This window comes from Caldimonas sp., assembly GCF_046291045.1.
In the GTDB taxonomy this organism is placed as follows: Bacteria; Pseudomonadota; Gammaproteobacteria; order Burkholderiales; family Burkholderiaceae_C; genus Caldimonas.
On sequence record NZ_JBKBSL010000001.1, the window covers coordinates 115,764 to 141,416 of the forward strand.

The window sequence follows — 25,653 nt, forward strand, 5'->3', positions numbered from 1 at the left end:
GCATGAGCCGGCGACGCATCCGACGCATCGATCTGGCGCTGCAGGGAGGCGGCGCCCACGGCGCCTTCACCTGGGGCGTGCTGGATCGACTGCTCGAAGAAGAACGTATCGAATTCGACGCCATCAGCGGCACCAGCGCGGGCGCGATGAACGCCGTGGTGCTGGCCGACGGCCTGATGGCCGGCGGCCGGGCCGGCGCGCGCGAAGCCCTGCGGCGTTTCTGGACACGCGTGAGCCGCGCCGGGGGTGGCGCGCTGGCCGAGCCCTTTGCCGCCTTCTTCGGCGGCTGGACTCTGGCCGCCTCACCCATGCAGGGCTATCTCGACTGGCTGGGCCGCATGTTCTCGCCCCAGCAGCTCAACCCGCTGGACATCAACCCCCTGCGCGACATCGTCACCTCCGAGGTCGACTTCGAGCGCGTGCGCCGCTGCGACCGGGTGCAGCTGTTCATCTCGGCCACCCACGTGCGCACGGGGCGGCTGCGCGAGTTCCGCCAGCACGAGCTCACGCCCGATGTGGTGATGGCCTCGGCCTGCCTGCCCATGCTCTTTCGCGCCGTGGAGATCGACGGTGAGCCCTACTGGGATGGCGGCTACCTCGGCAACCCGTCGCTGCTGCCGCTCATCACCGAAAGCCCGGCGCACGACCTGGTGCTGGTGCAAATCAACCCGTCGTGCCGCGACGCCGTACCCACCACCTCGCAGCAGATCCTGGACCGGCTCAACGAGATCACCTTCAACAGCAGCCTGGTGAAGGAACTGCGTTCCATCGCCCTGCTCCAGCAGCTGCTGGACGAGGAAGGCCCCGATGCTGAGGACACGCGCCGCCCGCTCTTCCGCCAGATCGCCGCGCTGAAGCTGCACCGTATCGACGCGACCGAGGCACTGGCCGACTTCGGCGCTGCGAGCAAGCTGCGCACCGGCTGGAGCTTCCTGCAGCAGCTCTACCGTCTGGGCCACGACACGGCGGACGCCTGGCTGGCGCGCCACTTCGGGCAGATCGGCCGCCGTTCGACGCTGGACCTCTCCGACTACCGCTGAGGACACCCGCTTTCCTGGAGACACCATGCTGAGCATCGCCGGGATCCTGCTGTCACTGGCCCTCCTGATGGCGCTGGCCTACCGGGGCATGAGCATCCTGGTGCTGGCGCCGCTGGCGGCGCTCGCGGCCGTGCTCTTCAGCCCCGGCACGCCGCTGCTGGCCAGCTACACCCAGGTCTTCATGCCGGCCCTGGGCCGCTTCATCGTGCTGTACTTCCCGCTCTTCCTGCTGGGTGCCCTGTTCGGCAAGCTCATGGAAGCCACCGGTGCGGCACGGGCCATTGCCGAAGGCATCGTGGCACGCCTGGGCGGCGAGCGCGCCCTCATCGCCGTGGTGCTCGCCTGCGCGGTGCTCACCTACGGGGGTGTCTCGCTCTTCGTGGTGGCCTTTGCGGTCTACCCCATCGCCGCCGAGCTCTTCCGCGCCGCGTCCATCCCCAAGCGGCTCATTCCCGCGGCCATCGCGCTGGGCGCCTTCACCTTCACGATGACGGCCCTGCCCGGCACACCGGCCATCCAGAACGCGATTCCCATGCCCTACTTCGGCACCACGCCCTTTGCGGCGCCCGGCCTGGGGGTGATCGGTGGCGCGGTGATGCTGGGGCTGGGCCTGGCCTGGCTGCTGCGGCGCGCCGCGGGGGCCCGTGCCGCGGGCGAGCACTACGGCGATGACGCCCAGGCGCCGGTCACCGTGGACCGCAAGCTGCGCGAGCATGCCCAGGGCGAGGGCTATGACCTCGCCGAAGCCGCGCCCAGTGCTGCGGCGACGGCCCCGCCCGGCCTGGCCCTGGCGCTGTCGCCCATCGTGCTGGTCGTGGTGCTCAACTACATCCTGGCCGAACAACTGCTCCCGCGACTGGACACCGCCTATCTCGCCGAGGCGATGTATGGCAACACCTCGCTGGAAGCCGTGCGCGGCGTGTGGGCCATCATCGTGGCACTGGCCGTGTCCATCGTGTGGCTGCTGGCCACACTGGGCCGGCGCCTGCCTTCGTGGCGCGAGACGGTCGATGCCGGCGCGTCGGCCGCCGTGCTGCCCATCTTCAACACCGCCTCGCAGGTGGGCTACGGCGCGGTGATCGCCTCCCTGGCCGGCTTCGCGCTGATCCGCGACGCGGTGCTGGGCCTGTCGCCCGGCAATCCGCTCATCTCGCTGTCGGTGGCCGTGAACGTGCTGGCCGGCATCACCGGATCGGCCTCGGGCGGCATGAGCATCGCGCTGAGCACACTGGGACAGACCTACCTGGAACTGGGTCAGGCGGCCGGCATCGCACCCGAGCTGCTGCATCGGGTCACGGCCATCGCCACCGGCGGGCTCGATGCCCTGCCCCACAACGGCGCGGTGATCACGCTGCTGTCGATCTGCGGGCTCACGCACCGCCAGTCCTACGCGGACATCTTCGTCGTGGCCGTGGCGGTGCCGCTGGTGTCGCTGGCAGTGGTGGTGACGCTGGGCAGCGTGTTCGGCAGCTTCTAGGCGAGCTTCAGGCGCCGCACCGCGAGTTTCTCCAGTTCCAGCAGGACGAGCACAGCCACCCCCACGCCAATCACCTGCAGACCCTGGGTCACACTCAGGCCCTCGGTCTGGAACAGCGCCTGCATCCACGGTGCGTAGGTGAAGGCCATCTGCAGCAGCACCACGCCGCCCACAGCCATCAGCACACGCGGCGTTCCCTGCACTCCCTGCCAGGTGAAGGACGGGGCTTTCAGGTAGCGCACGCTGAAGAGGTAGAAGACTTCCATCACCACCAGCGTGTTCACCGCCACGGTGCGGGCCGTCTCCACGCTGTGCCCCTGGGCCAACGACCATTCATACATGCCAAAGATGCCCGTGAGGAACAGCGTGGACACCAGCGCAATGCGCCAAAGAACAAAGCCCGACAGCAGCGGCTCGTCGGGCGCGCGTGGCGGACGGCGCATCACGTCGGCCTCGCGCGGCTCGAAGGCCAGCACCATGGCCAGCGCAATCGAGCTCACCATGTTCACCCACAGGATCTGCGCCGGCAGGATGGGCAAGGACACGCCCAACAGCACCGCCACCAGCAGCGTGAGCGACTCGCCGCCATTGATGGGCAGCAAGAAGGTCACTGTCTTGCGCAGGTTGTCGTAGACGGTGCGCCCCTCCTCCACCGCGTGCGCGATGGAGGCGAAGTTGTCGTCAGCCAGGACCATGGCGGCGGCCTGCTTGGCCACCTCTGTGCCCTTGCGGCCCATGGCCACCCCCACATCGGCCTGCTTCAGGGCGGGCGCGTCGTTCACGCCGTCGCCCGTCATCGCCACGATCTCGCCGTTGGCCTGCAGCGCGCGCACCAGGCGCAGCTTGTGTTCGGGGCTGGCACGGGCAAAGATATCGGTGGAGCGCACCGCCTCACGCAAGGCTTGGTCATCCAGCGCCTCGATCTCGGGGCCGGTCATCGCCACCAGACCGGGGCCCAGGCCGAGCTGGGCGGCGATGGCGCTGGCCGTCACGCCGTGGTCGCCGGTGATCATCTTCACTCGGATGCCGGCCTGCAGGCATTGCGCCACGGCAGCCATCGCCTCCTCGCGCGGTGGATCGATGATGGCCACCAGACCCAGCAGCGTCAGGCCCTGCTCGACATCGGCCACGTCCAGCCGGCCCTGCGTTGCGGGCAGCGCCCTACAGGCCAGGGCCAGCACGCGGCGGCCTTCTCGGGCCTGCTCGTCGATGCGAGCCTGCCACCAGGCGGCATCCAAGGGCTGCGACTCGCCCCGCGCTCCCGCCTCATGGGAGCACATGGCCAGCACCCGCTCCGGTGCGCCTTTGACCACCGCGAAGCGCCCACCGGCATCGTCCGGATGCAGCGTGGCCATGTAGCGGTGCTCGGACTCGAAAGGGATCGCGTCGAGCCGCGGGTGCCGCCGACGCAGTACCGCCGGATCCACACCGGCCTTCATGGCCAGGGTCAGCAAGGCACCCTCAGTAGGATCCCCGGCGAGCTGCCACTGACCCTGGACCTCCCGCAAGCCGGCGTCGTTGCACAAGACGCCGGCTTGCGCCAGCCGGTGGGCGACCGGCCACCGGCTGGCAAGGTCATCGGCCTCGATCCCCTGCCCCTGCGCCGACCAAAGTCCTTGGGGCGCATAGCCTGCGCCTTCCACCGTCAGCACCGCCTCGCGCAGCACCACCCGCTGCACCGTCATCTCATTGCGCGTGAGCGTGCCGGTCTTGTCCGAGCAGATCACCGTGACCGAGCCCAGGGTCTCCACCGCCGGGAGGCGCCGGATCACCGCGTGGCGCTCGGCCATGCGCTGCACCCCCAGCGCCAGCGTGATGGTCATCACCGCCGGCAACCCCTCGGGGATGGCCGCCACCGCCAGGCTCACGGCGGCCATGAACATGTCCTCGGCCGATCCCCCGCGCACAGCGATCCCGAAGACGAAGAGCAGGCCCGCCAGGCCCAGGATCGCCAGCGTGAGCCAGCGCCCGAATACGGCCATCCTGCGCAGCAGCGGCGTGGTCGTCGTCTCCACCGTCTCGAGCATGCGCCCGATGCGGCCGATCTCGGTGCGGCTGCCCGTGGCCACCACGACAGCGCGTGCCTGGCCCTGGGTCACCAGGGTGCCGGCATAGCCCATGTTGAAGCGATCACCCACCGCTGCCCGCGGCTCCACCGGGTCGATCCGCTTGTCCACCGGCACCGATTCGCCCGTGAGCATGGCCTCGTCGATGCGCAGGTTGCGGGCATGAAGCAGCCGCACGTCGGCCGGCAGGCGGTCGCCCGCGGCCAACAGCACCACATCGCCGGGGACGAGCTCGGCGGCATCGACATCGTGCGCATGCCCCTCGCGCACCACCACCGCACGCGGCGACAGCATGTGTCGGATGGCCCGCAGCGCCCGCTCGGCCTTGCCTTCCTGGAGAAAGCCGATCCCGGCGTTGATGATCACCACGGCCAGGATCACGCCGGTATCGACCCAATGCGACATCAGCGCCGTCACAAGGGCGGCCGCCAACAGCACGTAGATCAGCAGGTTGTGAAACTGGCGGGCCAAACGCCACAGCGGATGCACCGTCGGTGCCACGACCAGACGGTTGGGGCCGTGTCGGGCCAAGCGGCGGCGCGCCTCTGCCACCGTCAGGCCGTCGGGGTGGGTGTCGTGGGCCCGCAAAACGGCTTCGGCCGGCTGGGCGTGCCAGGCTGGCGTGGTCGCCGGCTCGCCCGACGGCGCGGCAGCCATGGGCTCAGCGTGCGAGGTAGCCGCCATCGACTGCGTAGTAAGCGCCCGTCACGAAGGATGCGCGGTCCGAACTGAGCCACACCACCAGCTCGGCCACCTCCTCGGGCTGGCCCAGGCGCCCCACCGCGTGCAGACTGACGAGCTGTTGCGCGGTGGCCGGGTCGGACTCCAAACCCGCGATCATTGGCGTGTGGATGAAGGCCGGCCCCACGGCATTGATGCGCAGGCCCTGGCCGCTGTATTCCAGCGCCGCCGTCTTGGTGAGCCCCACCACCCCGTGTTTCGCGGCCACATAAGCCGGTGCCCCGGCAAAGCCCACCTGCCCCAAGATCGAGGCCATGTTCACGATGGCCCCGCCCCCCTGGCGCAGCATCGCGGGGATCTGGTGCTTCATGCAGTAGAAGACGCCGGTGAGGTTCACGCCAATCACCCGCTGCCAGGCTTCATCGGCATAGTCAGCCGTCGGGCCGAGCTCGCCACCGATCCCGGCGTTGTTGCACGCCGCATCCAGCCGACCGTAGTGCGCCACGGTGCGCTCGACGAGACGCTGGCAATCGTCAGCATGGCTCACGTCGGCCGGCACGAAGATCGCGTCGCCGCCTTGCTGTCGCACCAGCGACACGGTTTCCTCTGCCCCCGCCACGTTCACGTCGGAAACGACGACCTTGGCGCCCTCGCGAGCATAGGCCAGCGCGATGGCGCGGCCAATGCCGGACGAGGCGCCGGTCACGAGCGAGACTTTTCCTTGCAGCATGGGGTGTCCTCCTTGATGACGAGGCCCGTGACGGACCGGGTGGGATCAAGGAAATGACACCACGGGAGGCCGGAAGAATCCTTGTCTCAGGTCAAAACGCGGGACGGAACCTTCCTGGAAACGCCCCTGAGCGGTTTGGCATCGGTCAAGGCCCGTGCCGACTCAGCCCGAAGCCAGCAGACGGCGGATGTCTTGGGTCAGCGCGTCGGCCCCCAGACCGTGGCGTGCGAACAGACGCACCCGACCCTGCGCATCGAAGACATACAGGCCGGCCGTGTGATCCATCGTGTAGCTGTCGGGCGTCTTGCCCGGCACCTTGTTGTAGTAGACCTTGAACTCGCGGGCCACGGCGGCCGTCTGTTCGGGTGAACCACGCAGAGCCACAAAACTCGGATCGAACGCCTGCACATAGGCCCCCAGCAGCTCGGGTGTGTCGCGTTCGGGATCGACAGTGATGAACACCCCCTGCAATCGCTCACCCTCGGCTCCCAAGGCCTGCTTCACCTGGGCCAGCTCGTGCAGGGCCGTGGGGCACACATCGGGGCACTGGGTGAAGCCGAAGAAGATCGCGACCACCTTGCCCTTGAAGTCGGCCATCGTGCGCTCGCGCCCCTGAACATCGCTCAGCACAAAATTGCGTGCGTACTCGGCGCCGGTGATGTCGATGGCGTGGAATCGGGGCGCGCCCGCGCCGAACAATTCCTTGACCCGGTCGCAGCCGGCCAGCACCAGAGAAGCTGCACTCAGCAGCACGAGGGAACGACGTTGCATCACAGCCAGGGCCTCAGGTAGTGGTCGAGCAGCAAAGCGGCAAACAGCAGCGACAGGTGCACGATGGAGAAACGGAAGGTGCGCCGCGCCAGGTGGTCCGAATAGGCCCGCCATAGACGCCAGCCATACGCGATGAACCGAGCCCCCAGCACCACAGCCGCCACGAGATACAGCCAGCCACTCATGCCGTAGACGAAGGGCAGCAAGGTGGCCGAAAACAGCATCAGCGTGTACAGGAAGATGTGCAAGCGCGTGAGCTCGGCGCCGTGCGTGACCGGCAGCATCGGCAGCCCGGCCTTGCGGTAGTCCTCCGCACGGTACAGGGCCAGCGCCCAGAAATGCGGCGGCGTCCACAGAAAAATGATGAGGCACAGCATCAACGCCTCGGGTCCCACCTCGCCACGCATCGCAGCCCAGCCCAGCACCGGTGGCATCGCGCCCGATGCGCCGCCGATCACGATGTTCTGCGGAGTCAGCGGCTTGAGCACCACGGTGTAGATCACCGCATAGCCCACGAACGTGCCGAAGGTCAGCCACATCGTCAATGGGTTCACCGCCAGATACAGCAGGGCCATGCCCGCGCCGCACAGCAACGCCGAGAACAGCAGGGTCTGGAGGGTGGTGAGCTCGCCCTTGGCCGTGGGCCGCCAAGCAGTGCGCTGCATGCGTGCGTCGATGTGCTGCTCGACCAGGCAGTTGAAAGCTGCCGCCGCGCCGGCCACCAGCCAGATGCCTGTGGTGGCGGCCAAGGCCACACGCCAGTCGGGCAGGCCCGGCACGGCCAGCAGCATGCCGATGACGGCACAAAAGACGATGAGCTGCACCACGCGCGGCTTGGTCAGCGCGTAGAACTGCGAGACCCGCGAGGGCCGTGCAGCAAGAGTGGCGAGGGTTCCAGACATGAGCGAAGGCTTGGGGGGTTCTAGGAGGCGACCCGGCCGCCGGCCGGCGCCAAGGAGGCCGCGGTCGCACGCGGGGCGACCTCACCATGCCGGGCCAGATGCGCCCGGGTCAGCAAGGCGGTGAGCACGATCACCAGGCCCGCGGCCCCCGCGGTGTGGGCCAGCGCCGCCACCAGCGGCCAGCCCAGCACCACATTGCTCAGGCCGCTCACGAACTGCCACACCGCGCCGGCCAGCAGCCAGCCGGCCTGGCGACGATGCGGCCGGCCTTCGCGCCACAGCAGCGCCGCATAGGCCATCAACGCGGCCAGCACCCCATAGGCCGCCAGCCGGTGCGTGTAGTGGATCGCAGTCAGCGCATCGAAGCTCAGATAGCCGCCGTCACGACGCTCGCCCAGCGGCCGGGCGATCTGGAAGCCCTGCTGGAAGTCCATCGCCGGCCACCATTGGCCATGGCAGGTGGGGAAATCGGGGCAGGCGAGCACGGCGTAGTTGGTGCTGACCCAGCCGCCCAGGGCGATCTGCACCCACACCAGCGCGAACAGCCCCCAGGCCAGCCAGCGCAGGCCCGGCCTCAGCGCGAGCGGACGGGCGCGATAGACCTGGTGCTGGGCCGTCAGCAGGGCCAACAGCAGCAAGCCGCCCAGCAAATGCGCGGTCACGATGGCCGGGTAGAGCTTCATGGTCACCGTAAGGGCTCCGAAGGCCCCCTGGACGCACACCCACACCAAGGTCGCGGTGGCCCACCAGGGCGACAGTGCCAGGCGGGCACGCTCCAGCCAACTCGTGACGGCCATCACCAGGATCAGCACCCCCACCCCCGTGGCCAAGTAGCGGTGGATCATCTCGATCCAAGCCTTCTTGTGCGTGACCGGCCCGGTGGGCATGGCGGTTTCGGCCGCAGTGATCTCTGCGCGCGCGCCCACGGGGCTGGCCGCACCGTAGCAACCAGGCCAGTCCGGACAGCCCAGGCCGGAATCGGTGAGCCGGGTGAAGGCGCCGAAGACGACGAGGTCGAAAGTGAGGAACAGGGTCAAGGCCGTGAGCGCAGCCAGTCGCACGGCCGCAGGGGCATGGCGGTTGCGCAGCCACACCCAGGCCATCGGGCCCAGGGCGATCACGATGCCCAGCAGCGCCAGGCGCGCGATCGGTGTCAGGTCGTAGAGCGCTTGCGTTTCCATGGCCAGCTCAGCGGCCCGCCTGGTCCCAATGCCGCGAGGCATTGAGCAGGCGGCTCAGGTCACGCTTGACCCTGGCGGGATCGGCCTGCGCGGGAAAACGCATCATCCAATGGCCCAGCGGATCGACGATGTACAGGTGAGCCTCCAGCGACTGGCCCGCCTCGGGTTCGAGCCAGGCGGCCACTTCCTCGCGAGAGGCACGCAGCACCTGCGCTCCGGCAATGGCTTGCAGCAATGGCGGGGCGATCGGTGCCTCGTCGATGACCAGCCAGACCTTGTCGATGCGGTCGCGGTCCTTGCCGGTCATCTCGCGCAACTGACGCTGCAGGTACAAGTTACGCTCGCACACTGCGTCGCAGGCACCAGCGCCCACCACCACGATGAGCCATTGGTGGCGCAGACTCTCGGCCGCCACCGGCCGGCCTTGCAGGTCGCGCAGGTTCAGGGCTGGCAGGGGCCGCTGCGGATCGATCAACTGGCCATAGTTGGTTCGGCCTTCCGGGCGGATCACGTAGTAGGTGAAGTACGACGCGATCACGGGGGCGGCGCACACCAGCAGCACCAGGATCATCTTGAGCCGCCCCATGCGCTTGCGCGAGCGCTCGTCCAGGTTCGGGCGCGGCATGCTGTGCACCGTGAAGCTCAAGGGCTCGACCTCGCGCGCCGCCACGACGGTCTCAGCCGCGTTGACGCCGGGGACGGAGGACTTGGAACCAGACATACAAACCTGCCATCAGTGCACACAGCGCGAACCACTGGAACGCATAGCCGTAGTGCTTGTGAACGTCCACCGAAGGCTCAGGCCACTGGCGCAGCAAGCCGTCCGCGACGGGCGGTGCCGAATCGGTCTGGACGAGAGACACCGGCCACACCGGCCGGCCGATTTCCTCAGCATAGCGCTGGAGGTCTAGATTTTGCCGGATCGGACCGGGCGGCTCCTCGGAGAACTGATAGAGCTTGGCCGGCGGGGGGGCAATCCGGCCCGTCAGCTCGACTATTTCATCCTCGGGGGTGGGGACGGCCGGGATCCGCGTCCGATCGACCACGTCGCGGGGGATCCATCCGCGCTGCACGACCAGCACGTCCCCCCGCCCCTGGAGCTCCAGGGCCGTCAAGACGAAAAAGCCTGGCTGCGGGCCCGCCATCTGGCGGTTGTCGAGGAAGACCGTGTGATCGCTCAGCCAGCGCCCTCGCACACGGGCTCGGCGGTGCAACCAGTCCTCGGGCACGGGTGCGCCCGGTGCGAGCTCCTCGGGCCGCACCGGGGGCAGGCCGGCGCGTGCACTGATCATCGCCTGCAGGGCCTCTTTCTGAGCGGCCCGGTTAAGCTGCCAACGCCCGAGCGAGGCCGTCACGGCCATGCCCACCAACGTGGCGCCCAGCACCACCCAAGCCCGCCAGCGGGCCTGTGCCCGGGTTTCAGCCATGGCCGGCCGCTCGGCGCATAATGCCGTGCATGAAGATCTTCATTGTCGTCGCCTTCGTGCTCATCCTGGCCAGTCTTGCTAGCGCCCTGGTGTTCATGATGCGCGATGGACGCGACGGCAAGCCCAAGACCAACAACATGGTGCGCTCCCTCAGTCTGCGCGTGGGCCTGTCCATCCTGCTGTTCATCTGCATCCTGGTGGCCCACCAACTGGGCTGGATCCAACCCACCGGGGTGCCGGTGATCAAGTAGCTCCGAGCCCGATCGTCGGGCTCGAAGAACAAACGCCGCTGCATCGCAGCGGCGTTGTCGTCGGCGTGGATCCGCCTCTGGTCACGAGGCGGACGCCGATCACATCCAGTAGACGACGACGTACAAGCCCAGCCACACCACATCGACGAAGTGCCAGTACCAAGCGGCGCCTTCAAAGCCGAAATGCCGCTCCGGCGTGAAATGCCCCTTGTGCAGGCGCAGCGTGATGAACAGCAGCATCAGCATGCCCACGAACACGTGGAAGCCGTGGAAGCCGGTGAGCATGAAGAAGGTCGAGCCGTAGATCCCCGAGGACAGCTTCAGGTTCAGGTCGCGGTAGGCGTGCATGTACTCATAGCCCTGCACGACCAGGAAGATGGCTCCCAGCAAGACGGTGAGCCACATGAAGGCGATGGTCTTGCCACGCTGGTTCTCGCGCAGCGCGTGATGCGCGATGGTCAGCGTCACGCCCGAGGCCAGCAGCAGCGCCGTGTTGATCGTGGGCAGCGGCCAAGGCCCCATGGTCTGGAAGGGCTCGACCGTGCCGGCAGGCGAGGCGGTCACGCCGGGCTGCTGGCTCGGCCACAAGGCCTTGAAATCGGGCCACAAGATTTGGTGGTCCAGATTGGCCAGCATCGGCACCGCATGGGCACGGGCCCAATAGAGCGCACCAAAAAACGCCGCGAAAAACATGACCTCCGAGAAGATGAACCAACTCATGCTCCAGCGGTAGGACACGTCGATGCGATCGCTATACAGGCCGCTTTCGCTTTCCCGGATGGCGTCGCCAAACCATTGGAACAGCACCACCGCCCACCACAGCAAGCCAAAGAGCAGCGAGTAGGCGCCCCAGCCGTGTCCGTTGATCCACTGCCCGGCCCCCAAGATCACGAAAAACAGACCAATGGCGGCCATGACCGGGTGCCGCGAAGGCCCGGGAACGAAGTAGTAAGGCGTCTGGCCCTGATGTGTCGCTGCCGACATGTTTTCTCCTAAGAACTCTTCTCGATCCTTGGCCCCGTCATCGACGGGGCGTGTTCAATCGTCATCAAACCCCGGCAGCCACCCCACTGCCGATCACCCAGTTGACCAGCCCCACGAGCCCCAGCACGAACAGCCCCGCCAGGACCAGGCCAACGACCACCACATGCACCGGGTTGAGCTTGCTCACGTCCTCGGCATGATCGACCGAGCGGCGCACCCCGAAGAAAGACCAGGACACGGCCTTGACCGTCTGCCACAGCGAACCGCGACGCCTGACGGCCTCGCGCAGGCCGGCACCCGGCTGATGGGGCGCGTTCACAGGCGCATCTCCTGAGCCGGGGTCGCCGACTGGAGGCTGGCCGGTGCCGTGACTCCCTTGCCCTTCACCTCGAAGAAGGTGTAGGACAGCGTGATCGTCGTCACATCACGCGGCAGCTTGGGGTCGATCACGAAGACCACCGGCCATTGCTTGGACTCGCCCGGCTGCAAGGTGTACTCGTTGAAGCAGAAGCACTCGAGCTTGTTGAAGTGGGCCGTGGCCTGTTTGGGGGCGTAGCTCGGGATGGCCTGGGCTGCCATGGCGCGGTTCTGCACATTGCGGAACTCGTACATGACCGTGGCCATCTCGCCAGGATGCACGGTGATGGAGCGCATCGCCGGTTTGAAATCCCAAGGTCCACGAGCGTTCGCGTCGAACTCGACCGTGATCGTGCGCGAGGTATCGACTTGCGTGTTGACGGCCGTGGCCCGGTGCGAGGCACTTCCGGGCACCAGCCGCTCGCTCAGCGACAGCACGTTGATCCCCAATGCATCGCAGATGGCGCGGTACATGGGAACCAGCGCGTAGCCGAAGCCAAACATCGCAACCGCGACGACCAGCAGCTTACCCACCATGCGTCGGTTGTCCCGACGAATGGCGGTGCGTGCCGATTCGCGCTGCGTGGACATGCTTTCAACCACCGAAATAGGCCATCCGCACGATGAACCCGACGAAGAATGCCGCCACGATGCTCGCCAGGATCAGACCGAGGCGGACATTGCGCTTGCGCTGCTCAGGCGTCATGGTGCAGATCCTCCGCCCTGCGTCTCAGCCCACCACCTTGTTGGCGGCCGCATTCAGCTTGGGCGGGTTTTCGTAGGTGTGGAAGGGCGCGGGCGATGGCACCTCCCACTCCAGACCTTCGGCGCCTTGCCCATCGGGGTCGTTCCAGGGACGCTGGGGCGCCTTTTCACCCTTGCCTCGCATCATGGGCAGCACGATGAAGACAAAGAAGTAGACCTGCATCAGCCCGAAGCCGAAGGCGCCGACCGAGGCAATCGCGTTGAAATCGGCGAACTGCATCGGGTAGTCGGCATAGCGGCGCGGCATGCCGGCCAGGCCCAGGAAGTGCATCGGGAAGAAGGTGATGTTGAAAAAGATCAGCGAACCCCAGAAGTGGATTTTGCCGCGCGTCTCGGAATACATGACGCCCGTCCACTTCGGACCCCAATAGTAAAAGCCCGCAAACAGTGCATACAACGAGCCTGCGACAAGCACGTAATGGAAGTGGGCCACCACGTAGTAGGTGTCCTGCAGCTGAATATCGATGGGGGCCATCGACAGAATCAGGCCGGTAAAGCCGCCCATCGTGAACACGAAGATGAAGCCCACGGCGAACAGCATCGGGGTCTCGAAGGTCATCGAGCCTTTCCACATGGTCGCGATCCAGTTGAAGATCTTCACGCCTGTGGGCACGGCGATCAGCATGGTCGCGTACATGAAGAAGAGCTGGCCGGTCACGGGCATGCCCGTCGTGAACATGTGGTGGGCCCACACGATGAACGACAGGATCGCGATCGAGGCCGTGGCATACACCATCGAGGTGTAGCCGAACAGCTTCTTGCGCGCAAACGCCGGCACGATGTGGCTGATGATGCCGAAAGCCGGCAGGATCATGATGTAGACCTCGGGGTGCCCGAAGAACCAGAAGATGTGCTGGTACATCACGGGGTCACCGCCACCGGCCGGGTTGAAAAAGGCCGTGCCAAAGTGGCGGTCGGTCAGGGTCATCGTGATGGCGCCGGCCAGCACGGGCATCACCGCGATCAGCAGGTAGGCGGTGATCAGCCACGTCCAGCAGAACATCGGCATCTTCATCAGCGTCATGCCCGGGGCGCGCATGTTGAGGATGGTCACGATGATGTTGATCGAGCCCATGATCGACGAGGCGCCGAGGATATGCATCGCGAAGATGCCGGCATCCATGGACGGGCCCATCTGCAGCGTCAGCGGGGCATACAAGGTCCAGCCCGCGGCGGGCGCGCCGCCGGGCATGAAGAAGGACGCCACGAGCATGATGGCCGCGGGGATCATCAGCCAGAAGCTGAAGTTGTTCATCCGCGCAAAAGCCATGTCGGAGGCCCCGATCTGCAACGGGATCATCCAGTTCGCGAAGCCCACGAAGGCCGGCATGATCGCACCGAACACCATGATCAGGCCGTGCATCGTGGTGAGCTGGTTGAAGAGCTCGGGGTTCACCACCTGCAAACCCGGCTGGAACAGTTCGGCGCGGATGAGCAAGGCCAGCACGCCGCCGATCATCAGCATCGTGAAGCTGAACAGCAGGTACAGGGTGCCGATGTCTTTGTGGTTGGTGGCGAACACCCAGCGGCGCCAGCCATGCGGGTGGTCATGGGCGTGGTCGTCATGGGCGTGGCCGCCCGCTGCATGCCCGTGGTTGTCGAGAACGGCGCTCATGTTTCGTCGGTCCTTTCTTCTACTGCTCAGCGGGCGGCGGTGATGTCAGCCGGCTGCACCAGCGCGCCGGTCTTGTTCGACCAGCTGTTCTTCACGTAGGTGATCACCGCGGCGATCTCGGTATCGCTCAACTGCTTCCACGACGGCATCGCACCGTTGCCTGCGCCGTTGAGGAGGATGTTGATCTGCTTGCTCTTGTCGGCATCGAGCACGATGGGCGAGCCGTCTAGGGCCTTGATCGGGCCGGCCCCCGACCCGTCGGCCTTATGGCAGGCGGCACAATTGGCCGCATAGACCTTCTCGCCGCGGGCCACGAGATCGGCCAGCTCCCACACCTTGGTGGGGTCATCGGCTTTGGCTTGCATGAGCTTGCGCTGCTCTTCCACCCACTTGCTGTATTCGTCGTCGGTCACGACCTTGACGTGGATGGGCATGTAGGCATGCTCCTTACCGCACAGCTCGGCGCACTGGCCGTAGTAGTCGCCAGTCTTCTCGGCGCGGAACCAGGTGTCGCGCACGAAACCGGGAATGGCGTCTTGCTTGACGCCGAAGGCCGGCACCATCCAGGCGTGAATCACGTCGTTGGCAGTGGTGATGATGCGGATCTTCTTGTTGACTGGCACCACCAGCGGGTTGTCGACTTTGAGCAGGTAGTCGTCACCAGCAGGTTGGCCGGCATCAGACATCTGACGGTGGGTGGTGTCCAGCGTAGACAGGAAGGACACACCGCTGCCTTCACCGTTGAGGTAGTCGTAGCCCCACTTCCACTGATAGCCCGTGACCTTGACGGTGATGTCGGCGTTGGTGGTGTCTTTCATGGCGACGACCACCTTGGTGGCCGGCAGGGCCATGCCGATCACGATCAGAAACGGCACGACCGTCCAGATCACCTCGACCGTGGTGCTCTCGTGGAAGCTGGCGGACTTGGCGCCCAGCGATTTGCGGTGCTTCAGGATGGAATAGAACATCACCGAAAACACCCCCACGAAGATCACCAGGCAGATGATCAGCATCATCCAATGCAGGAAGTGCTGCTCCTCGGCAATGCGCGTGACGGGCGGATGCAGGTTGAGCTGGTTGACGGCTGGACCGCCGGGCAGGCTGTTGACGGACGCCAGCGCGGCGGTGGAGGCCAGCCAGGCCCCCAGACCGAGGCCCAGACGCCCTGCCTGCTGCCAAAGAGCTTTCATGATCTTCATCGTGGTCATCTCAGTTTCCAAACCCCAGCTCACCCCTGCCCGTGCGGGCCGCGCAGGGCTGCGCGCAATTCGTCGGCCAGTCGGGCCCGGCATGCCGGCCGCAGGTGCCGCCCCACCGCCACCTCCAGGCCCGGCCCGGTCAGCTCGACCAGCGCCTGCGCGCCGCCGCTTTGGCTGACACGCACCCGAGAGGCCTCGAAGATGACATGGGTCACACGTCCGGCCACTTCCTGCTCGACATGCACCTGCCCTCGCTCGATGGCGATGCTTTCGCGATCGAGCGCGTGGCGTGCATAGACCCACAGGGCGAGCCCCAGGCCGACCATCTCGATCCAGGCAAACGGCAACACCAGCCGGGCCCCCATGGCCCAGAACGCCAGTGCAATGCCGAATGACACCGCGCACATCACCGCATAGACCCTCAGCAGTTGGCGCGGCGTGAGGCAGCAGTTGCGCTTGAGGATCCACCGCGGCGCGTCTCCATGCGCCGCCGTCGCTCCGTTTTGTGCGGGTGCGCCGTCGCGAGGAGTCCATGCCGAAGTGGCCGCCACCATGGGTGCTACTGCTCCACTCACCTGGTTCGGAAGCGCCCGCGCACGAAGCTCAGTGGCACCTACCCAACCAAACTGCGAGAGTTTAACTTACCGCAAACAGCCCTCACAATGCCGCTTGAGCCCGGTCAAGACCTGTGCACATCGTCCGCCCTCCTTGCTCAGCGACCCAGCGGGCGGGCCCTGCGCACCATGGCGCGCATGTCGTCCAAGGACACTTGCGCCTGGGCCGCCACCTTCACGCGCGCAGCGGGCTTGAAGGCGTGTCCATAGACGATCTCGAAACTGAGCGCCCAGCGACCGTCCTCGCCACGCGGCAGCCCGGTCAGCCAGCGCTCGCGCCAGCGCGGGGTGCGCAGCCCGGCAAATCGCTGGGGATGAATGTTGCGCCCGAGGCTGCGCAGCTCGGCGAGCATGCGCTCGCTGCTGTCCCACGTCAGGGTGAGGGTCTCCATGTCCATGACCACCGGGTCGGCAAAACCGGCGTGGACCAGCATGTCGCCCAGGTCATGCATGTCGACGAAGTCCACCCCGGCGGGTCCGTAAGCGTCGCGCTGAAAAACGGTGCGCACTTCGCGCAATGTGTCCGGCCCGAAGCAGGAGAACATCACGAAGCCGTCGACCTCCAGGGCCTCGTACCATCGCCGCATCACCTCGACGGGGTCGGCCGCCCAGTGCAGCATCATGTTCGACCAAAGCAGTTGCGCCGAACGCGCCGGCACCGCATCGTCGGCCAGCGCCGCGCTGCGACCGGGCCGCCAGCGCTGCCACCAGGGCGACTCGTCGGCCTGGCGTTGCAGCACGGCGCGCGTCTCGACGGCCTGGATCTGCGCGCGCGGGGCATGCCGGCGCAGCAGCTCGTGGCCGCCGCCCTGTTGCGCCCACCAGTTCAGGATGCGCGAGGGCCGTGCTTTCACGATCGCAAGGCGAGCGGCCATGCGCTGGGCCACCTCCTGGTGAAGCCACGGCACTGGGCCGCCGAAGCGACGGCACAGCACGTCCAGCGCGACGGGGTCGAGGTTGCGCTGGCTCGGCGAGGTCGGCGCTGCTGCCATCGTTGAGGAGGGATCGGGCATGGGCCCGCAGTATATTGAGCGCCCATGTTCTCACGCTTGGTCCAAGCCGCTGAACGCCTGGGACGCCGCCTGCCGAGTCAGTGCGCGATCTGTCGCAGCTGGCAGGACGGGCGGGTGTGCAGCGACTGCCTGCAGCGGCATGCGCCGCCGCGCTGGCGCTGCAACGGCTGCGCGGCGCCGGCGCCGCAGGGCCAGCCTCGCTGCGGGCGCTGCGTCACGCATCCGCCGGCCTTCGATCATGCGGTCGCGGTCTGGGACCATGCCTATCCCTGGCATCTGCTGGTCGAGCGCTTCAAGTTCCACGACGCTTTGGACTTGGCCGACACCTTGGCGCAACACCTGCTCGCTGCCGTCGAGCGGTACGACGCGCCAGCGGCGATCGACTGCATCGTGCCGGTGCCGCTGTCGGCGCGCCGACTGGCCGAGCGCGGCTACAACCAGGCCTGGGAACTGGCGTGGCGTCTCGGCGTCCGCCTGGGCTGCCCGGCGCGCAGCGATCTGGTGCTGCGCCGGCGCGAGACACCCACGCAGGTGGGGCTGGATCTGGCTGAGCGGCAGCGCAACCTGCGGGGAGCCTTCACCGTGCCGCAGCCGCGCGGCGCCGATCTGAAGGGCCGGCGCGTGGCCGTGGTGGATGACGTGATGACCACCGGCGCGACGATCTCCGCGGTGGCGAAGGCCCTGCGTCATGCCGGCGCCCAGGCGGTGCACGCCTGGGTGCTGACGCGCACGCCGAGCGCCTGAGGCGCCTGAGGCGCCGGGAGTGCCGGCGTGCCCGACAATGCACGCCATGTTCCACATCGTCCTGGTCGAGCCCGAGATCCCGCCGAACACGGGCAATGTCATTCGGCTGGCGGCCAACACCGGGTGCACGCTGCATCTGGTGGAGCCGCTGGGCTTTTCGATGGAAGACCGCCTGATGCGTCGCGCCGGACTGGACTACCACGAGTACGCCAACGTGCTGCGGCATGCTTCGTGGGAGGCCCTGCTGCGCGATGCCGAGCCTCCGCCGGATCGGCTGTTCGCTTTCACGACGCGCGCCAGTCAGTCGCTGGCAGCGATGCAGTGGCGCGCGGGCGACTGGTTGGTCTTCGGTTGCGAGACCCGTGGGCTCGATGCCGCGTTGCTCGAGCGCTTCGCGCCGTCGCAGCGCGTGCGCCTGCCGATGCGGCCGGGCCAGCGCAGCCTGAATCTCAGCAATGCAGTGGCCGTGGCCGTCTTCGATGCCTGGCGGCAACTGGGTTATGCCGGCGGCAGCTGAAAACGCCCGCTGGCTTCACTCGGGCTGAACGCCGGCCGCCCGGATCACGCGACCCCAACGCTCGCGCTCGCTGTGCATCAGATGGGCCAGGGCCTGCGGGGCCGTGCCGACGGCGCTGAAGTACTGACCCAGCATCTTCGTGCGCACCTCATCGCTCTTGATGATGCGCACCAGCTCCGAGGCCACGCGGTCGATGATGGGCTTGGGGGTGCCGGCCGGAGCGAGCACGGCCTGCCAGGAGATGGCCTCGAAGTCGGGGTAGCCCAGCTCAACGAAGGTGGGCAGCTCCGGCAAAGCGCTGCTGCGGCCCAGCGTGGTCACGCCCAGGGCCTTGAGCTTGCCGGCACGCACCTGGCCCATCGCCAGCCCGGGCACCATGAAGCCGGCCTGCACCTGGCCGGCCAGGATGGCGTTGACCACGGCCGGGAAGCCCTGATAGGGCACGTGCACGAGGTCGATGCCAGCGCGCGTTTTGAACAGTTCCATCGCCAGGTGCGATGCGCTGCCGTTGCCCACCGAGCCGTAGTTGAGCTGGCCTGGACGCGAGCGAGCCACGCGCACGAAGTCGTTCAGGGTGTCCACGCCCAGACGCGGATCGACGACGAGCACGTTCGGACTGGTGGCCACCAGGGTGACCGGCGCCAGATCCCGGACGGGGTCGTAGGGCAGGCTTCTGTTGAGCATCGGGGCGGTGACCAGCGGGCCCTGGATGGTGAACAGGAAGGTGTAGCCGTCTGGGGCGGCCTTGGCGGCCAGCCCGGTGCCGATGTTGCCGCCGGCGCCCGGCCGGTTCTCGATCACCACGCTCTGGCCCAGGGCCGCCCCGAGGGGTTCGCTGACCATGCGGGCGACCAGGTCGGGCGAGGTGCCGGCCGGAAAAGGCACGATCATGCGGATGGGGCGGGCTGGCCAGTCCTGGGCGCGCGCGGGCAGCGCACCGGCGAGTGTGGCGGCCACCGCCGCCAAGAGGTGTCGTCGTTGCATCAGGGTCTCCTGCTCATTGCCGGCCGGCCCCACAAGCTCAGGCCGGGGGTTTGAATTCTTCGGTGACGGCGCGCGACATCAGCAGTCGCACGGCCTGCGCAGGCGTCAGTCGGGCGTCCAGCAACTCCACCACGGCAGCTGAGATGGGCATGTCCACGCCGGCCCGACGGGCTCGGTCGACCACCGTGCGGGCGCTGTAGACCCCCTCGGCCACATGACCGAGTTCGCGCAGGATGTCTGGCAGGGCCCGCCCGCGGGCCAGGCGCAGGCCCACTTGACGGTTGCGCGACAGGTCGCCGGTGGCAGTGAGGACCAGGTCGCCCAGCCCCGACAGCCCCATGAAGGTCTCGGCGCGAGCGCCCAGCGCCAGGCCCAGGCGTGTCATCTCGGCCAGGCCGCGGGTGATGAGCGCCGCGCGGGCGTTGTGCCCCAGGCCCAGGCCGTCGCACACGCCAGAGGCGATCGCCAGCACGTTCTTGACCGCTGCGCCCACCTCGACGCCCACCGGGTCGGCCGAAGGGTAGATGCGCAGGGCCTCGCCATGGAAGGCCTCGACCGCCGCGTCACGCAGAGCCTCGTCGACGCTGGCCGCCACCAGGGCGGTGGGCTGGGCGCGGGCCACCTCCTGTGCAAAGCTCGGGCCGGACAGCACGCCCACGGGCACCTCGGGGCACACTTCGCGCGCCACCTCGTGACCGAGCAGGCCGGTGCCGGCCTCGAAGCCCTTGCACAGCCACCAGGCTCGCGCCGTACGCGGCAGACGTGCCAGCGTCTCACGCAACGCCGCCATCGGCGTGGCAATCACCAGCAGGCCGCCCTCGGCATGGGCGACGGCCGTGTCGAAATCCGCCGTGAGCTGCAGACCCTCGGGGAACGATGCCTCGGGCAGGTAGCGCTGGTTGCGGCGCTCGACCGACATCGCCGCGATCTGGGCCGCATCACGGGCCCACAGCATGGTGGGATGGCGAGCCGCCGCACGGATGGCCAGCGCCGTCCCCCAGGCGCCGGCGCCAAGGATGCTCAGGCTCAGGGGCATGGACGCACCCCGGCCCTCAAGCGTTGGTGATGATCGGCGAGCCGCCACCGTTGCCCTGGGTCTGGGCCTGGGCCTGCTGGGCCTCGTACATGGCCTGGAAGTTCACCTCGGCCAGATGCACGGGCGGGAAGCCGGCACGGGTGATCGCATCGGCCACGACGGCGCGCAAATAGGGATAGACGATCTGCGGGCAGGCGATGCCGATGATCGGGTTGACCTGCTCCTCGGGAATGTTGCGGATCTCGAAGATGCCGGCTTCCTTGGCTTCGACGAGGAAGAGCGTCTTGTCCTTGATCTTGGTGTGCACGGTGGCGATCACGGCCACTTCGAAGATGCCGTCGGCCACGGGCTGGGCCTCGATGCCCAGGTTGATCTCGACTTGGGGCTGCTCCTGCTCCAGCAGGATCTGCGGCGAGTTGGGTTGCTCGAGCGAGAGGTCCTTCAGGTAGACGCGCTGGATCTGGAACACGGGGGTCTGGTCTTGCTCGGCCATGATGGAATCGTCCTCGGAAAGTGAAAAGCCCGCAACCGACGGTTGGTGTGCGGGCTGCAGAACATCGATTATGGCCGAGGCTGGCGACGCCGCGGAGCGTGTCAGGCCGCGGCTTGCCCTCGCAGCAGCGGCTCGAGGCCACCGCGTTGATCCAGCGCATACAGATCGTCGCAGCCGCCGACGTGCACCTCGCCGATGAAGATCTGGGGCACGGTGCGCCGTCCGGTGCGCTCCATCATGCGCAATCGCTCCTCGGGCTGTAGATCCACGCGGATCTCGTGCAGGTCGTGCACGCCTCGCTGCTGCAGCAATTGCTTGGCGCGGATGCAGTAGGGGCACACCTGGGTGGTGTACATCGTCACGGTAGGCACGGGGCTCTCCCTCAACTGGACTTCTCGACCGGCAGATTGGCTTCCCGCCAGCCGGCCATGCCGCCGGCCAGAACATGCGTGTTCTGGTAACCGGCTTTGCGAAGCGTAGCGGCAGCGCGTGAGGCACGTGCGCCGGTGGCGCATACCACGATCAGGGGCAGGGCCTTGTTCGACGGCAATTGCGTGCTCGACTCCAACTGTCCGAACGGGATGTTCTTTGCATCCTTGATGTGCCCCTGGGCGAACTCGGCCGGTTCGCACACGTCGATGACCACGCCCTTCTCGCGGTTGATGAGGCGCACCGCCTCGCTGGGGCTGACCGCACTGCCGGCCGCGCCGCGCGTGACCAGCGGCCACACGAGCATGCCGCCGGAGACGAAGGCAGCCAGAATGAGGATCCAGTTGTTGATGAAGAAGTCCACGGAAACGTACACCCTTGGTGACTTTGGCGCAGCCAGGTCGCTGCGGTGTTGCAACGGGGACGGATTATAGAATTTGCGGTTTTCCCGCCGGGTCGGCCGGTGCGCTTCATTGCTTCCATCTCGAGGAGATTGCCCGCATGTACAAGCTCGTGCTCATCCGCCATGGCGAGTCCACCTGGAACCTCGAGAACCGCTTCACAGGCTGGACCGACGTGGAGCTCACACCCACCGGCGTGGAGCAGGCCCGACAGGCCGGGCGGCTGCTCAAGGAGGCGGGCTACGACTTCGACGTCGCCTACACCTCGGTGCTCAAGCGGGCCATCTGGACGCTGTGGCACGTGCTGGACCAGATGGATCGCACCTGGCTGCCGGTGGTGAACTCATGGCGCCTCAACGAGCGCCACTACGGTGCGTTGCAGGGCCTGAACAAGGCCGACATGGCCCGGCAGTACGGCGACGAGCAGGTGCTTATCTGGCGCCGCAGCTACGACACGCCGCCGCCGGCGCTGGACCCCAACGATCCGCGCGGCCAGCGCAACGACATCCGCTATGCGCGGCTGCGCCCGGAGGAGATCCCGCTGACGGAGTGCCTGAAAGACACGGTGGCGCGTGTGCTGCCCTACTGGAACGAGACGCTCGCTCCGGCGATCCGTGCAGGCCAGCGTCTGGTGATCGCGGCGCATGGCAACAGCATCCGTGCCCTGGTGAAGTATCTGGACAACATCTCCGACAGCGACATCGTCGGCGTGAACATCCCCAACGGCATCCCGCTGGTCTACGAGCTCGATGTCGATCTGAAGCCGATCAGGAGCTACTACCTGGGTGATGCCCAGGCCGCTGCCGAGGCGGCGGCAGCCGTGGCCCGGCAGGGCAAGGCCTGACGAGCCAGCCGCTCAGAGGTGGGCTGCTTCGCCCATGCAGCTCGTCAGCGCCGCTCGCCCTGACTCGCCCTGACTGGATGCTCGGCGCTTGCTCACGTCGGCTGCACAGGGTTCAGCGCGTGCTCGATCCTGTCTCGGGCATGCTGCGCCAACGCACGCCGGTCTGCGTGACGCGAGCCCAGGGGTTCGAGCAGTCTCACCGTGACTTGCAGGCCGTCGGCGCAGGCCACCCACCACAGCGACTGCACGATCGTGGTGTCGCCCACATAGGCGACCGCCGAGCTGACCGCCTCCCGGTGGTCGCTGTAGCGCAGCGCAATGGGCTGCACCGGCGTGCTGGTGGCGATGGCCGCCTGCAGCAGGTTGGCATGGAAGGGCAGCAGTTGATGGCCCGTGCCGGTGGTACCCTCCGGGAAGACGGCCACGGTGTCGCCGTCTTGCAGGGCCTGCGCGACCTGATGCACCACACGCAGCGCATCGCGGCGCTTGTCGCGCTCCAGATAGAGGGTGCCGGCCGCCGTCACGAGCTGGTGCAGCACCGGCCAGTGGCGCACCTCGGCTTTCGAGACGAATCGGGCTGGCGCCGTGGCATTGATGGCCACAATGTCCAGCCAGGAAATGTGGTTGGCCACGAAGAGCTTGGCCCCCGTCCGCGGCGTGCCCTGCACCACCAGTGTGATGCCCAGATGGCGCAGTAACGCACGCGACCACCACAGCACCCGCTCGCGCCGGCCGGCGGCATCGAGAGCGCCAAAACGCCAGCGGACGATGGCCAGGCCATGCAGCACATGCACGGCCACGCGGAGCAGGCGCCAAGCGGCGCGCAGTGGACGCAGCATTCTCAGACAGTGTGCGGGTCGAGCCGCTCGGCCGCCTCAAAGGCCACCTGCCCGGCCACCACGGTGTAAAGCACCCGCCCGGGCAGTTCGTAGCCGCTGAACGGCGTGTGCCGGCCCTGGCTGCGCAGGGCTTCGGGCCGCACCTGCCAACGGGCCTGCGGATCGAAGACGCACAGGTCGGCCACGCCGCCCTCCACCAGGCGGCCGGTGCTGGAGGCCAGCGAGCCCAGGGCCTCGCCCAGCACCCGCACCGGCTCGCTGGTGAGCACCGCCAACGGCCGCATGAGGCCCACGCCGCTTTCCTGGCCCCACTTGAGCGCCAGGCTCAGCAACAGCTCCAGCCCGGTGGCTCCGGGCTCGGCCTCGCCGAAGGGCAGGGTCTTCTGGTCGTCGTCGACCGGGGTGTGGTCGCTCACCAGGGCATCGATGGTACCGTCGGCCAGGGCCTCGCGGATGGCGTCACGGTCACGCTGCTGGCGCAAAGGGGGGGTCAGGCGCATGTCGGCATTGAAGTAGCCGATGTCCACGTCGGTCAGGTGCAACTGGTTGATGCTGACGTCGCAGGTGACCGGCAGTCCGTCTTCTTTGGCGGCGCGCACGAGGGCCAGGCCGGCCGCACTGCTCAGGCGGCACAGGTGCACGCGAGCACCGGTGGCCCGCACGAGTTCGAAGATGGTGTGCAGGGCGATGGTTTCGGCGATCACCGGCACGCCGGACAAGCCCAGGCGCGTGGCCACCGGCCCGCTGGCAGCCACGCCCCGGCCCAGGTGAGCGTCCTGGGGACGCAGCCACACGCTGTACCCGAAGGTAGAGGCATACTGCAGCGCGCGCATCAGCACCTGCGTGTCGGCCAGCGCCATCTCGGCCTGCGAGAAACCCACACAGCCGGCTTCGGTGAGTTCGACCATCTCGGTCAGTGTGGTACCGGCCAATTGGCGCGTGAGTGCCCCCAGCGGATAGACCCGCGCCTGGTTGAGGTTGCGGGCGCGGAACTTGAGCATCTCGACCAGGCCGGGCTCGTCCAGCGGCGGGTCGGTGTCGGGCGGACACACCAGGCTGGTGATGCCGCCGGCCACGGCTGCGGCCATCTCGCTTTCGAGCATGCCTTCGTGTTCGTGCCCGGGCTCGCGCAGCCGCGCCGCCAAGTCGACCAGGCCGGGCGCCACGACCAGGCCCCGTGCATCGATGGTGCGGTTGGGATGAAAGTCGCTACTCACGGCGCCCAGCGCGACGATGCGGCCCGCTGCGATGGCCACGTCGCCCAGGCAGTCGGTGTTGCTGGCCGGATCGAGCAGGCGGCCGTTCTTGATCAGGATCTTCATGCTTCGTTTCCGGCAATGATGGACATCACGGCCATGCGCACGGCGATGCCGAAGGTCACCTGCGGCAGGATCACGCTCTGGGTGCCGTCGGCCACGGCGGAGTCGATCTCGACGCCGCGGTTGATGGGCCCGGGGTGCATCACGATGGCATCGGGCGCAGCCCAGGCGAGCTTGTCGGGCGTGAGGCCGAAGCTCTTGAAGAACTCGCCGGCGCTGGGCAGCATCGCTCCGCTCATGCGTTCGTTCTGCAGGCGCAGCATGATCACGACGTCCGCGCCCTTGAGGCCTTCCTTGAGGTCATGGCACACGCGCACGCCCATCTCGCGCAAGTCACCAGGCACCAGGGTCTTGGGGCCCACGGCGCGGATCTCGGGTACGCCCAGGATGGACAGCGCATGGATGTCCGAGCGTGCCACGCGCGAATGCACGATGTCGCCGACGATGGCCACCGTGAGCTTCGTGAAGTCTTTTTTGTAGTGCCGGATGGTGTACATGTCCAGCAGGCCCTGCGTGGGGTGGGCGTGGCGCCCATCGCCGGCATTGACCACATGGACGTGCGGTGCACAGTGCTGGGCGATGAGATAGGGGGCACCGGACTCGCTGTGGCGCACGACGAACATGTCGGCGTGCATCGCGCTGAGGTTGGCGATGGTGTCGAGCAGGCTTTCGCCCTTGGCCGTGGAAGAACGCGCGATATCGAGGTTGATGACGTCGGCCGACAGGCGCTTGGCCGCGATCTCGAAGGTGGTGCGCGTGCGCGTGCTGTTTTCGAAGAAGAGGTTGAACACGCTCTTGCCGCGCAGCAGCGGAACCTTCTTGACCTCGCGCTCGTTCACGCTGAGGAAGGTGCCCGCGGTATCCAGAATGTGATGGATCACGTCGCGCGGCAACCCCTCGATGGACAACAGGTGGATGAGCTCGCCGTTCTTGTTGAGCTGCGGATTGCGTTTGTAGAGCATGGGGGCGTCGTT

General features: G+C 67.4%; 29 protein-coding genes. 6 read left to right on the forward strand and 23 right to left on the reverse strand.

What is annotated here, in order from left to right; all coding sequences use genetic code 11:
* The first annotated feature begins 2 nt into the window (after window positions 1–2).
* Together ACK4ZD_RS00495 and ACK4ZD_RS00500 are read left to right on the forward strand one after the other, a co-directional pair.
* On the forward strand, window positions 3–1,040 hold the full coding sequence (locus tag ACK4ZD_RS00495; RefSeq protein ID WP_409657161.1) for a patatin-like phospholipase family protein: 1,038 nt from the start codon (window positions 3–5) through the stop codon (window positions 1,038–1,040).
* A gap of 25 nt (window positions 1,041–1,065) precedes the next feature.
* On the forward strand, window positions 1,066–2,517 hold the full coding sequence (locus tag ACK4ZD_RS00500) for a GntP family permease (protein ID WP_409657164.1): 1,452 nt from the start codon (window positions 1,066–1,068) through the stop codon (window positions 2,515–2,517).
* On the opposite strand, the gene ACK4ZD_RS00505 is transcribed toward ACK4ZD_RS00500, so the two are convergent.
* From ACK4ZD_RS00505 to ACK4ZD_RS00535, 7 genes are all read right to left on the reverse strand, one after another.
* On the reverse strand, window positions 2,514–5,240 hold the full coding sequence (locus tag ACK4ZD_RS00505; protein WP_409657167.1) for a cation-transporting P-type ATPase: 2,727 nt from the start codon (window positions 5,238–5,240) through the stop codon (window positions 2,514–2,516). The two genes, ACK4ZD_RS00500 and ACK4ZD_RS00505, sit on opposite strands and share 4 nt — an antisense overlap.
* Before the next feature lie 4 nt (window positions 5,241–5,244).
* The gene (locus ACK4ZD_RS00510; protein WP_409657170.1) at window positions 5,245–5,994 is read right to left on the reverse strand and encodes an SDR family oxidoreductase; all 750 of its coding nucleotides are present in this window, start codon (window positions 5,992–5,994) and stop codon (window positions 5,245–5,247) included.
* 162 nt (window positions 5,995–6,156) lie between these two features.
* Window positions 6,157–6,765, reverse strand: coding sequence for an SCO family protein (locus ACK4ZD_RS00515; protein ID WP_409657173.1), 609 nt, complete (start codon window positions 6,763–6,765; stop codon window positions 6,157–6,159).
* Window positions 6,765–7,667: a heme o synthase gene (gene cyoE, locus ACK4ZD_RS00520; RefSeq protein WP_409657176.1), complete on the reverse strand. Its 903-nt coding sequence runs from the start codon at window positions 7,665–7,667 to the stop codon at window positions 6,765–6,767. Before cyoE ends, ACK4ZD_RS00515 begins: the two co-directional genes overlap by 1 nt.
* A gap of 20 nt (window positions 7,668–7,687) precedes the next feature.
* Window positions 7,688–8,848, reverse strand: a complete 1,161-nt coding sequence (locus ACK4ZD_RS00525; protein WP_409657179.1) for a COX15/CtaA family protein — start codon at window positions 8,846–8,848, stop codon at window positions 7,688–7,690.
* Between the two features lie 7 nt (window positions 8,849–8,855).
* A complete protein-coding gene (locus ACK4ZD_RS00530) occupies window positions 8,856–9,569 on the reverse strand; it encodes an SCO family protein (RefSeq protein ID WP_409657182.1) in 714 nt (237 codons plus the stop codon).
* Window positions 9,526–10,275 carry an SURF1 family protein gene (locus tag ACK4ZD_RS00535; protein WP_409657185.1) on the reverse strand — a complete coding sequence of 250 codons (750 nt, stop codon included), beginning with the start codon at window positions 10,273–10,275 and terminating at the stop codon, window positions 9,526–9,528. The genes ACK4ZD_RS00530 and ACK4ZD_RS00535 overlap by 44 nt, the downstream gene beginning before the upstream one ends.
* Window positions 10,276–10,304: 29 nt before the next feature.
* Between ACK4ZD_RS00535 and ACK4ZD_RS00540 the strand changes: the two genes are divergently transcribed.
* Entirely contained in the window at window positions 10,305–10,526 is a 222-nt protein-coding gene (locus tag ACK4ZD_RS00540) for a twin transmembrane helix small protein (RefSeq protein WP_409657188.1), read from the forward strand.
* A 99-nt stretch (window positions 10,527–10,625) separates the two neighbouring features.
* Here ACK4ZD_RS00540 and ACK4ZD_RS00545 read toward each other — a convergent pair whose 3' ends face one another.
* The 8 genes from ACK4ZD_RS00545 to ACK4ZD_RS00580 all read right to left on the reverse strand — a co-directional run bounded on the left by ACK4ZD_RS00545 (window position 10,626) and on the right by ACK4ZD_RS00580 (window position 17,073).
* Window positions 10,626–11,510: a cytochrome c oxidase subunit 3 gene (locus ACK4ZD_RS00545; RefSeq protein WP_409657191.1), complete on the reverse strand. Its 885-nt coding sequence runs from the start codon at window positions 11,508–11,510 to the stop codon at window positions 10,626–10,628.
* A 64-nt stretch (window positions 11,511–11,574) separates the two neighbouring features.
* On the reverse strand, window positions 11,575–11,829 hold the full coding sequence (locus ACK4ZD_RS00550) for a DUF2970 domain-containing protein (protein WP_409657194.1): 255 nt from the start codon (window positions 11,827–11,829) through the stop codon (window positions 11,575–11,577).
* Entirely contained in the window at window positions 11,826–12,458 is a 633-nt protein-coding gene (locus ACK4ZD_RS00555; protein ID WP_409657197.1) for a cytochrome c oxidase assembly protein, read from the reverse strand. The genes ACK4ZD_RS00550 and ACK4ZD_RS00555 overlap by 4 nt, the downstream gene beginning before the upstream one ends.
* Before the next feature lie 4 nt (window positions 12,459–12,462).
* Window positions 12,463–12,573 (reverse strand): cytochrome oxidase small assembly protein, encoded by a 111-nt coding sequence (locus ACK4ZD_RS00560; RefSeq protein WP_409657200.1) that lies wholly within the window; start codon window positions 12,571–12,573, stop codon window positions 12,463–12,465.
* A gap of 24 nt (window positions 12,574–12,597) precedes the next feature.
* Window positions 12,598–14,247, reverse strand: a complete 1,650-nt coding sequence (ctaD, locus tag ACK4ZD_RS00565; protein WP_409657203.1) for a cytochrome c oxidase subunit I — start codon at window positions 14,245–14,247, stop codon at window positions 12,598–12,600.
* A 26-nt stretch (window positions 14,248–14,273) separates the two neighbouring features.
* Window positions 14,274–15,446 carry a cytochrome c oxidase subunit II gene (gene coxB, locus ACK4ZD_RS00570; protein ID WP_409657444.1) on the reverse strand — a complete coding sequence of 391 codons (1,173 nt, stop codon included), beginning with the start codon at window positions 15,444–15,446 and terminating at the stop codon, window positions 14,274–14,276.
* Window positions 15,447–15,475: 29 nt separating this feature from the next.
* Complete coding sequence (locus ACK4ZD_RS00575) at window positions 15,476–16,000, reverse strand: DUF2244 domain-containing protein (RefSeq protein ID WP_409657206.1); 525 nt, start codon at window positions 15,998–16,000, stop codon at window positions 15,476–15,478.
* A gap of 158 nt (window positions 16,001–16,158) precedes the next feature.
* Window positions 16,159–17,073 carry a biotin synthase gene (locus tag ACK4ZD_RS00580; protein ID WP_409657210.1) on the reverse strand — a complete coding sequence of 305 codons (915 nt, stop codon included), beginning with the start codon at window positions 17,071–17,073 and terminating at the stop codon, window positions 16,159–16,161.
* Window positions 17,074–17,097: 24 nt separating this feature from the next.
* Between ACK4ZD_RS00580 and ACK4ZD_RS00585 the strand changes: the two genes are divergently transcribed.
* Together ACK4ZD_RS00585 and ACK4ZD_RS00590 are read left to right on the forward strand one after the other, a co-directional pair.
* The gene (locus ACK4ZD_RS00585; RefSeq protein ID WP_409657213.1) at window positions 17,098–17,817 is read left to right on the forward strand and encodes a ComF family protein; all 720 of its coding nucleotides are present in this window, start codon (window positions 17,098–17,100) and stop codon (window positions 17,815–17,817) included.
* Between the two features lie 46 nt (window positions 17,818–17,863).
* Window positions 17,864–18,334: a tRNA (cytidine(34)-2'-O)-methyltransferase gene (locus ACK4ZD_RS00590; protein WP_409657216.1), complete on the forward strand. Its 471-nt coding sequence runs from the start codon at window positions 17,864–17,866 to the stop codon at window positions 18,332–18,334.
* A gap of 15 nt (window positions 18,335–18,349) precedes the next feature.
* Here the strand turns inward: ACK4ZD_RS00590 and ACK4ZD_RS00595 are convergent, their stop codons facing one another.
* The 5 genes from ACK4ZD_RS00595 to ACK4ZD_RS00615 form a co-directional block, all read right to left on the reverse strand.
* Window positions 18,350–19,318 (reverse strand): Bug family tripartite tricarboxylate transporter substrate binding protein, encoded by a 969-nt coding sequence (locus ACK4ZD_RS00595; RefSeq protein WP_409657219.1) that lies wholly within the window; start codon window positions 19,316–19,318, stop codon window positions 18,350–18,352.
* A 37-nt stretch (window positions 19,319–19,355) separates the two neighbouring features.
* Entirely contained in the window at window positions 19,356–20,348 is a 993-nt protein-coding gene (locus ACK4ZD_RS00600; protein WP_409657447.1) for an NAD(P)H-dependent glycerol-3-phosphate dehydrogenase, read from the reverse strand.
* Window positions 20,349–20,370: 22 nt separating this feature from the next.
* On the reverse strand, window positions 20,371–20,847 hold the full coding sequence (secB, locus tag ACK4ZD_RS00605; RefSeq protein ID WP_409657221.1) for a protein-export chaperone SecB: 477 nt from the start codon (window positions 20,845–20,847) through the stop codon (window positions 20,371–20,373).
* Window positions 20,848–20,948: 101 nt separating this feature from the next.
* On the reverse strand, window positions 20,949–21,218 hold the full coding sequence (grxC, locus tag ACK4ZD_RS00610; RefSeq protein ID WP_409657224.1) for a glutaredoxin 3: 270 nt from the start codon (window positions 21,216–21,218) through the stop codon (window positions 20,949–20,951).
* A gap of 11 nt (window positions 21,219–21,229) precedes the next feature.
* Window positions 21,230–21,640: a rhodanese-like domain-containing protein gene (locus ACK4ZD_RS00615; RefSeq protein ID WP_409657450.1), complete on the reverse strand. Its 411-nt coding sequence runs from the start codon at window positions 21,638–21,640 to the stop codon at window positions 21,230–21,232.
* Between the two features lie 137 nt (window positions 21,641–21,777).
* Between ACK4ZD_RS00615 and gpmA the strand changes: the two genes are divergently transcribed.
* Window positions 21,778–22,521, forward strand: coding sequence for a 2,3-diphosphoglycerate-dependent phosphoglycerate mutase (gene gpmA / locus ACK4ZD_RS00620; RefSeq protein WP_409657227.1), 744 nt, complete (start codon window positions 21,778–21,780; stop codon window positions 22,519–22,521).
* Between the two features lie 92 nt (window positions 22,522–22,613).
* Here gpmA and ACK4ZD_RS00625 read toward each other — a convergent pair whose 3' ends face one another.
* The 3 genes from ACK4ZD_RS00625 to ACK4ZD_RS00635 are packed head-to-tail and all read right to left on the reverse strand — an operon-like array spanning window position 22,614 to window position 25,641.
* Window positions 22,614–23,360: a lysophospholipid acyltransferase family protein gene (locus ACK4ZD_RS00625; protein ID WP_409657230.1), complete on the reverse strand. Its 747-nt coding sequence runs from the start codon at window positions 23,358–23,360 to the stop codon at window positions 22,614–22,616.
* A gap of 2 nt (window positions 23,361–23,362) precedes the next feature.
* The gene (locus ACK4ZD_RS00630) at window positions 23,363–24,682 is read right to left on the reverse strand and encodes a dihydroorotase (RefSeq protein ID WP_409657233.1); all 1,320 of its coding nucleotides are present in this window, start codon (window positions 24,680–24,682) and stop codon (window positions 23,363–23,365) included.
* Entirely contained in the window at window positions 24,679–25,641 is a 963-nt protein-coding gene (locus ACK4ZD_RS00635; protein ID WP_409657236.1) for an aspartate carbamoyltransferase catalytic subunit, read from the reverse strand. Before ACK4ZD_RS00635 ends, ACK4ZD_RS00630 begins: the two co-directional genes overlap by 4 nt.
* Between the last annotated feature and the right edge of the window lie 12 nt (window positions 25,642–25,653).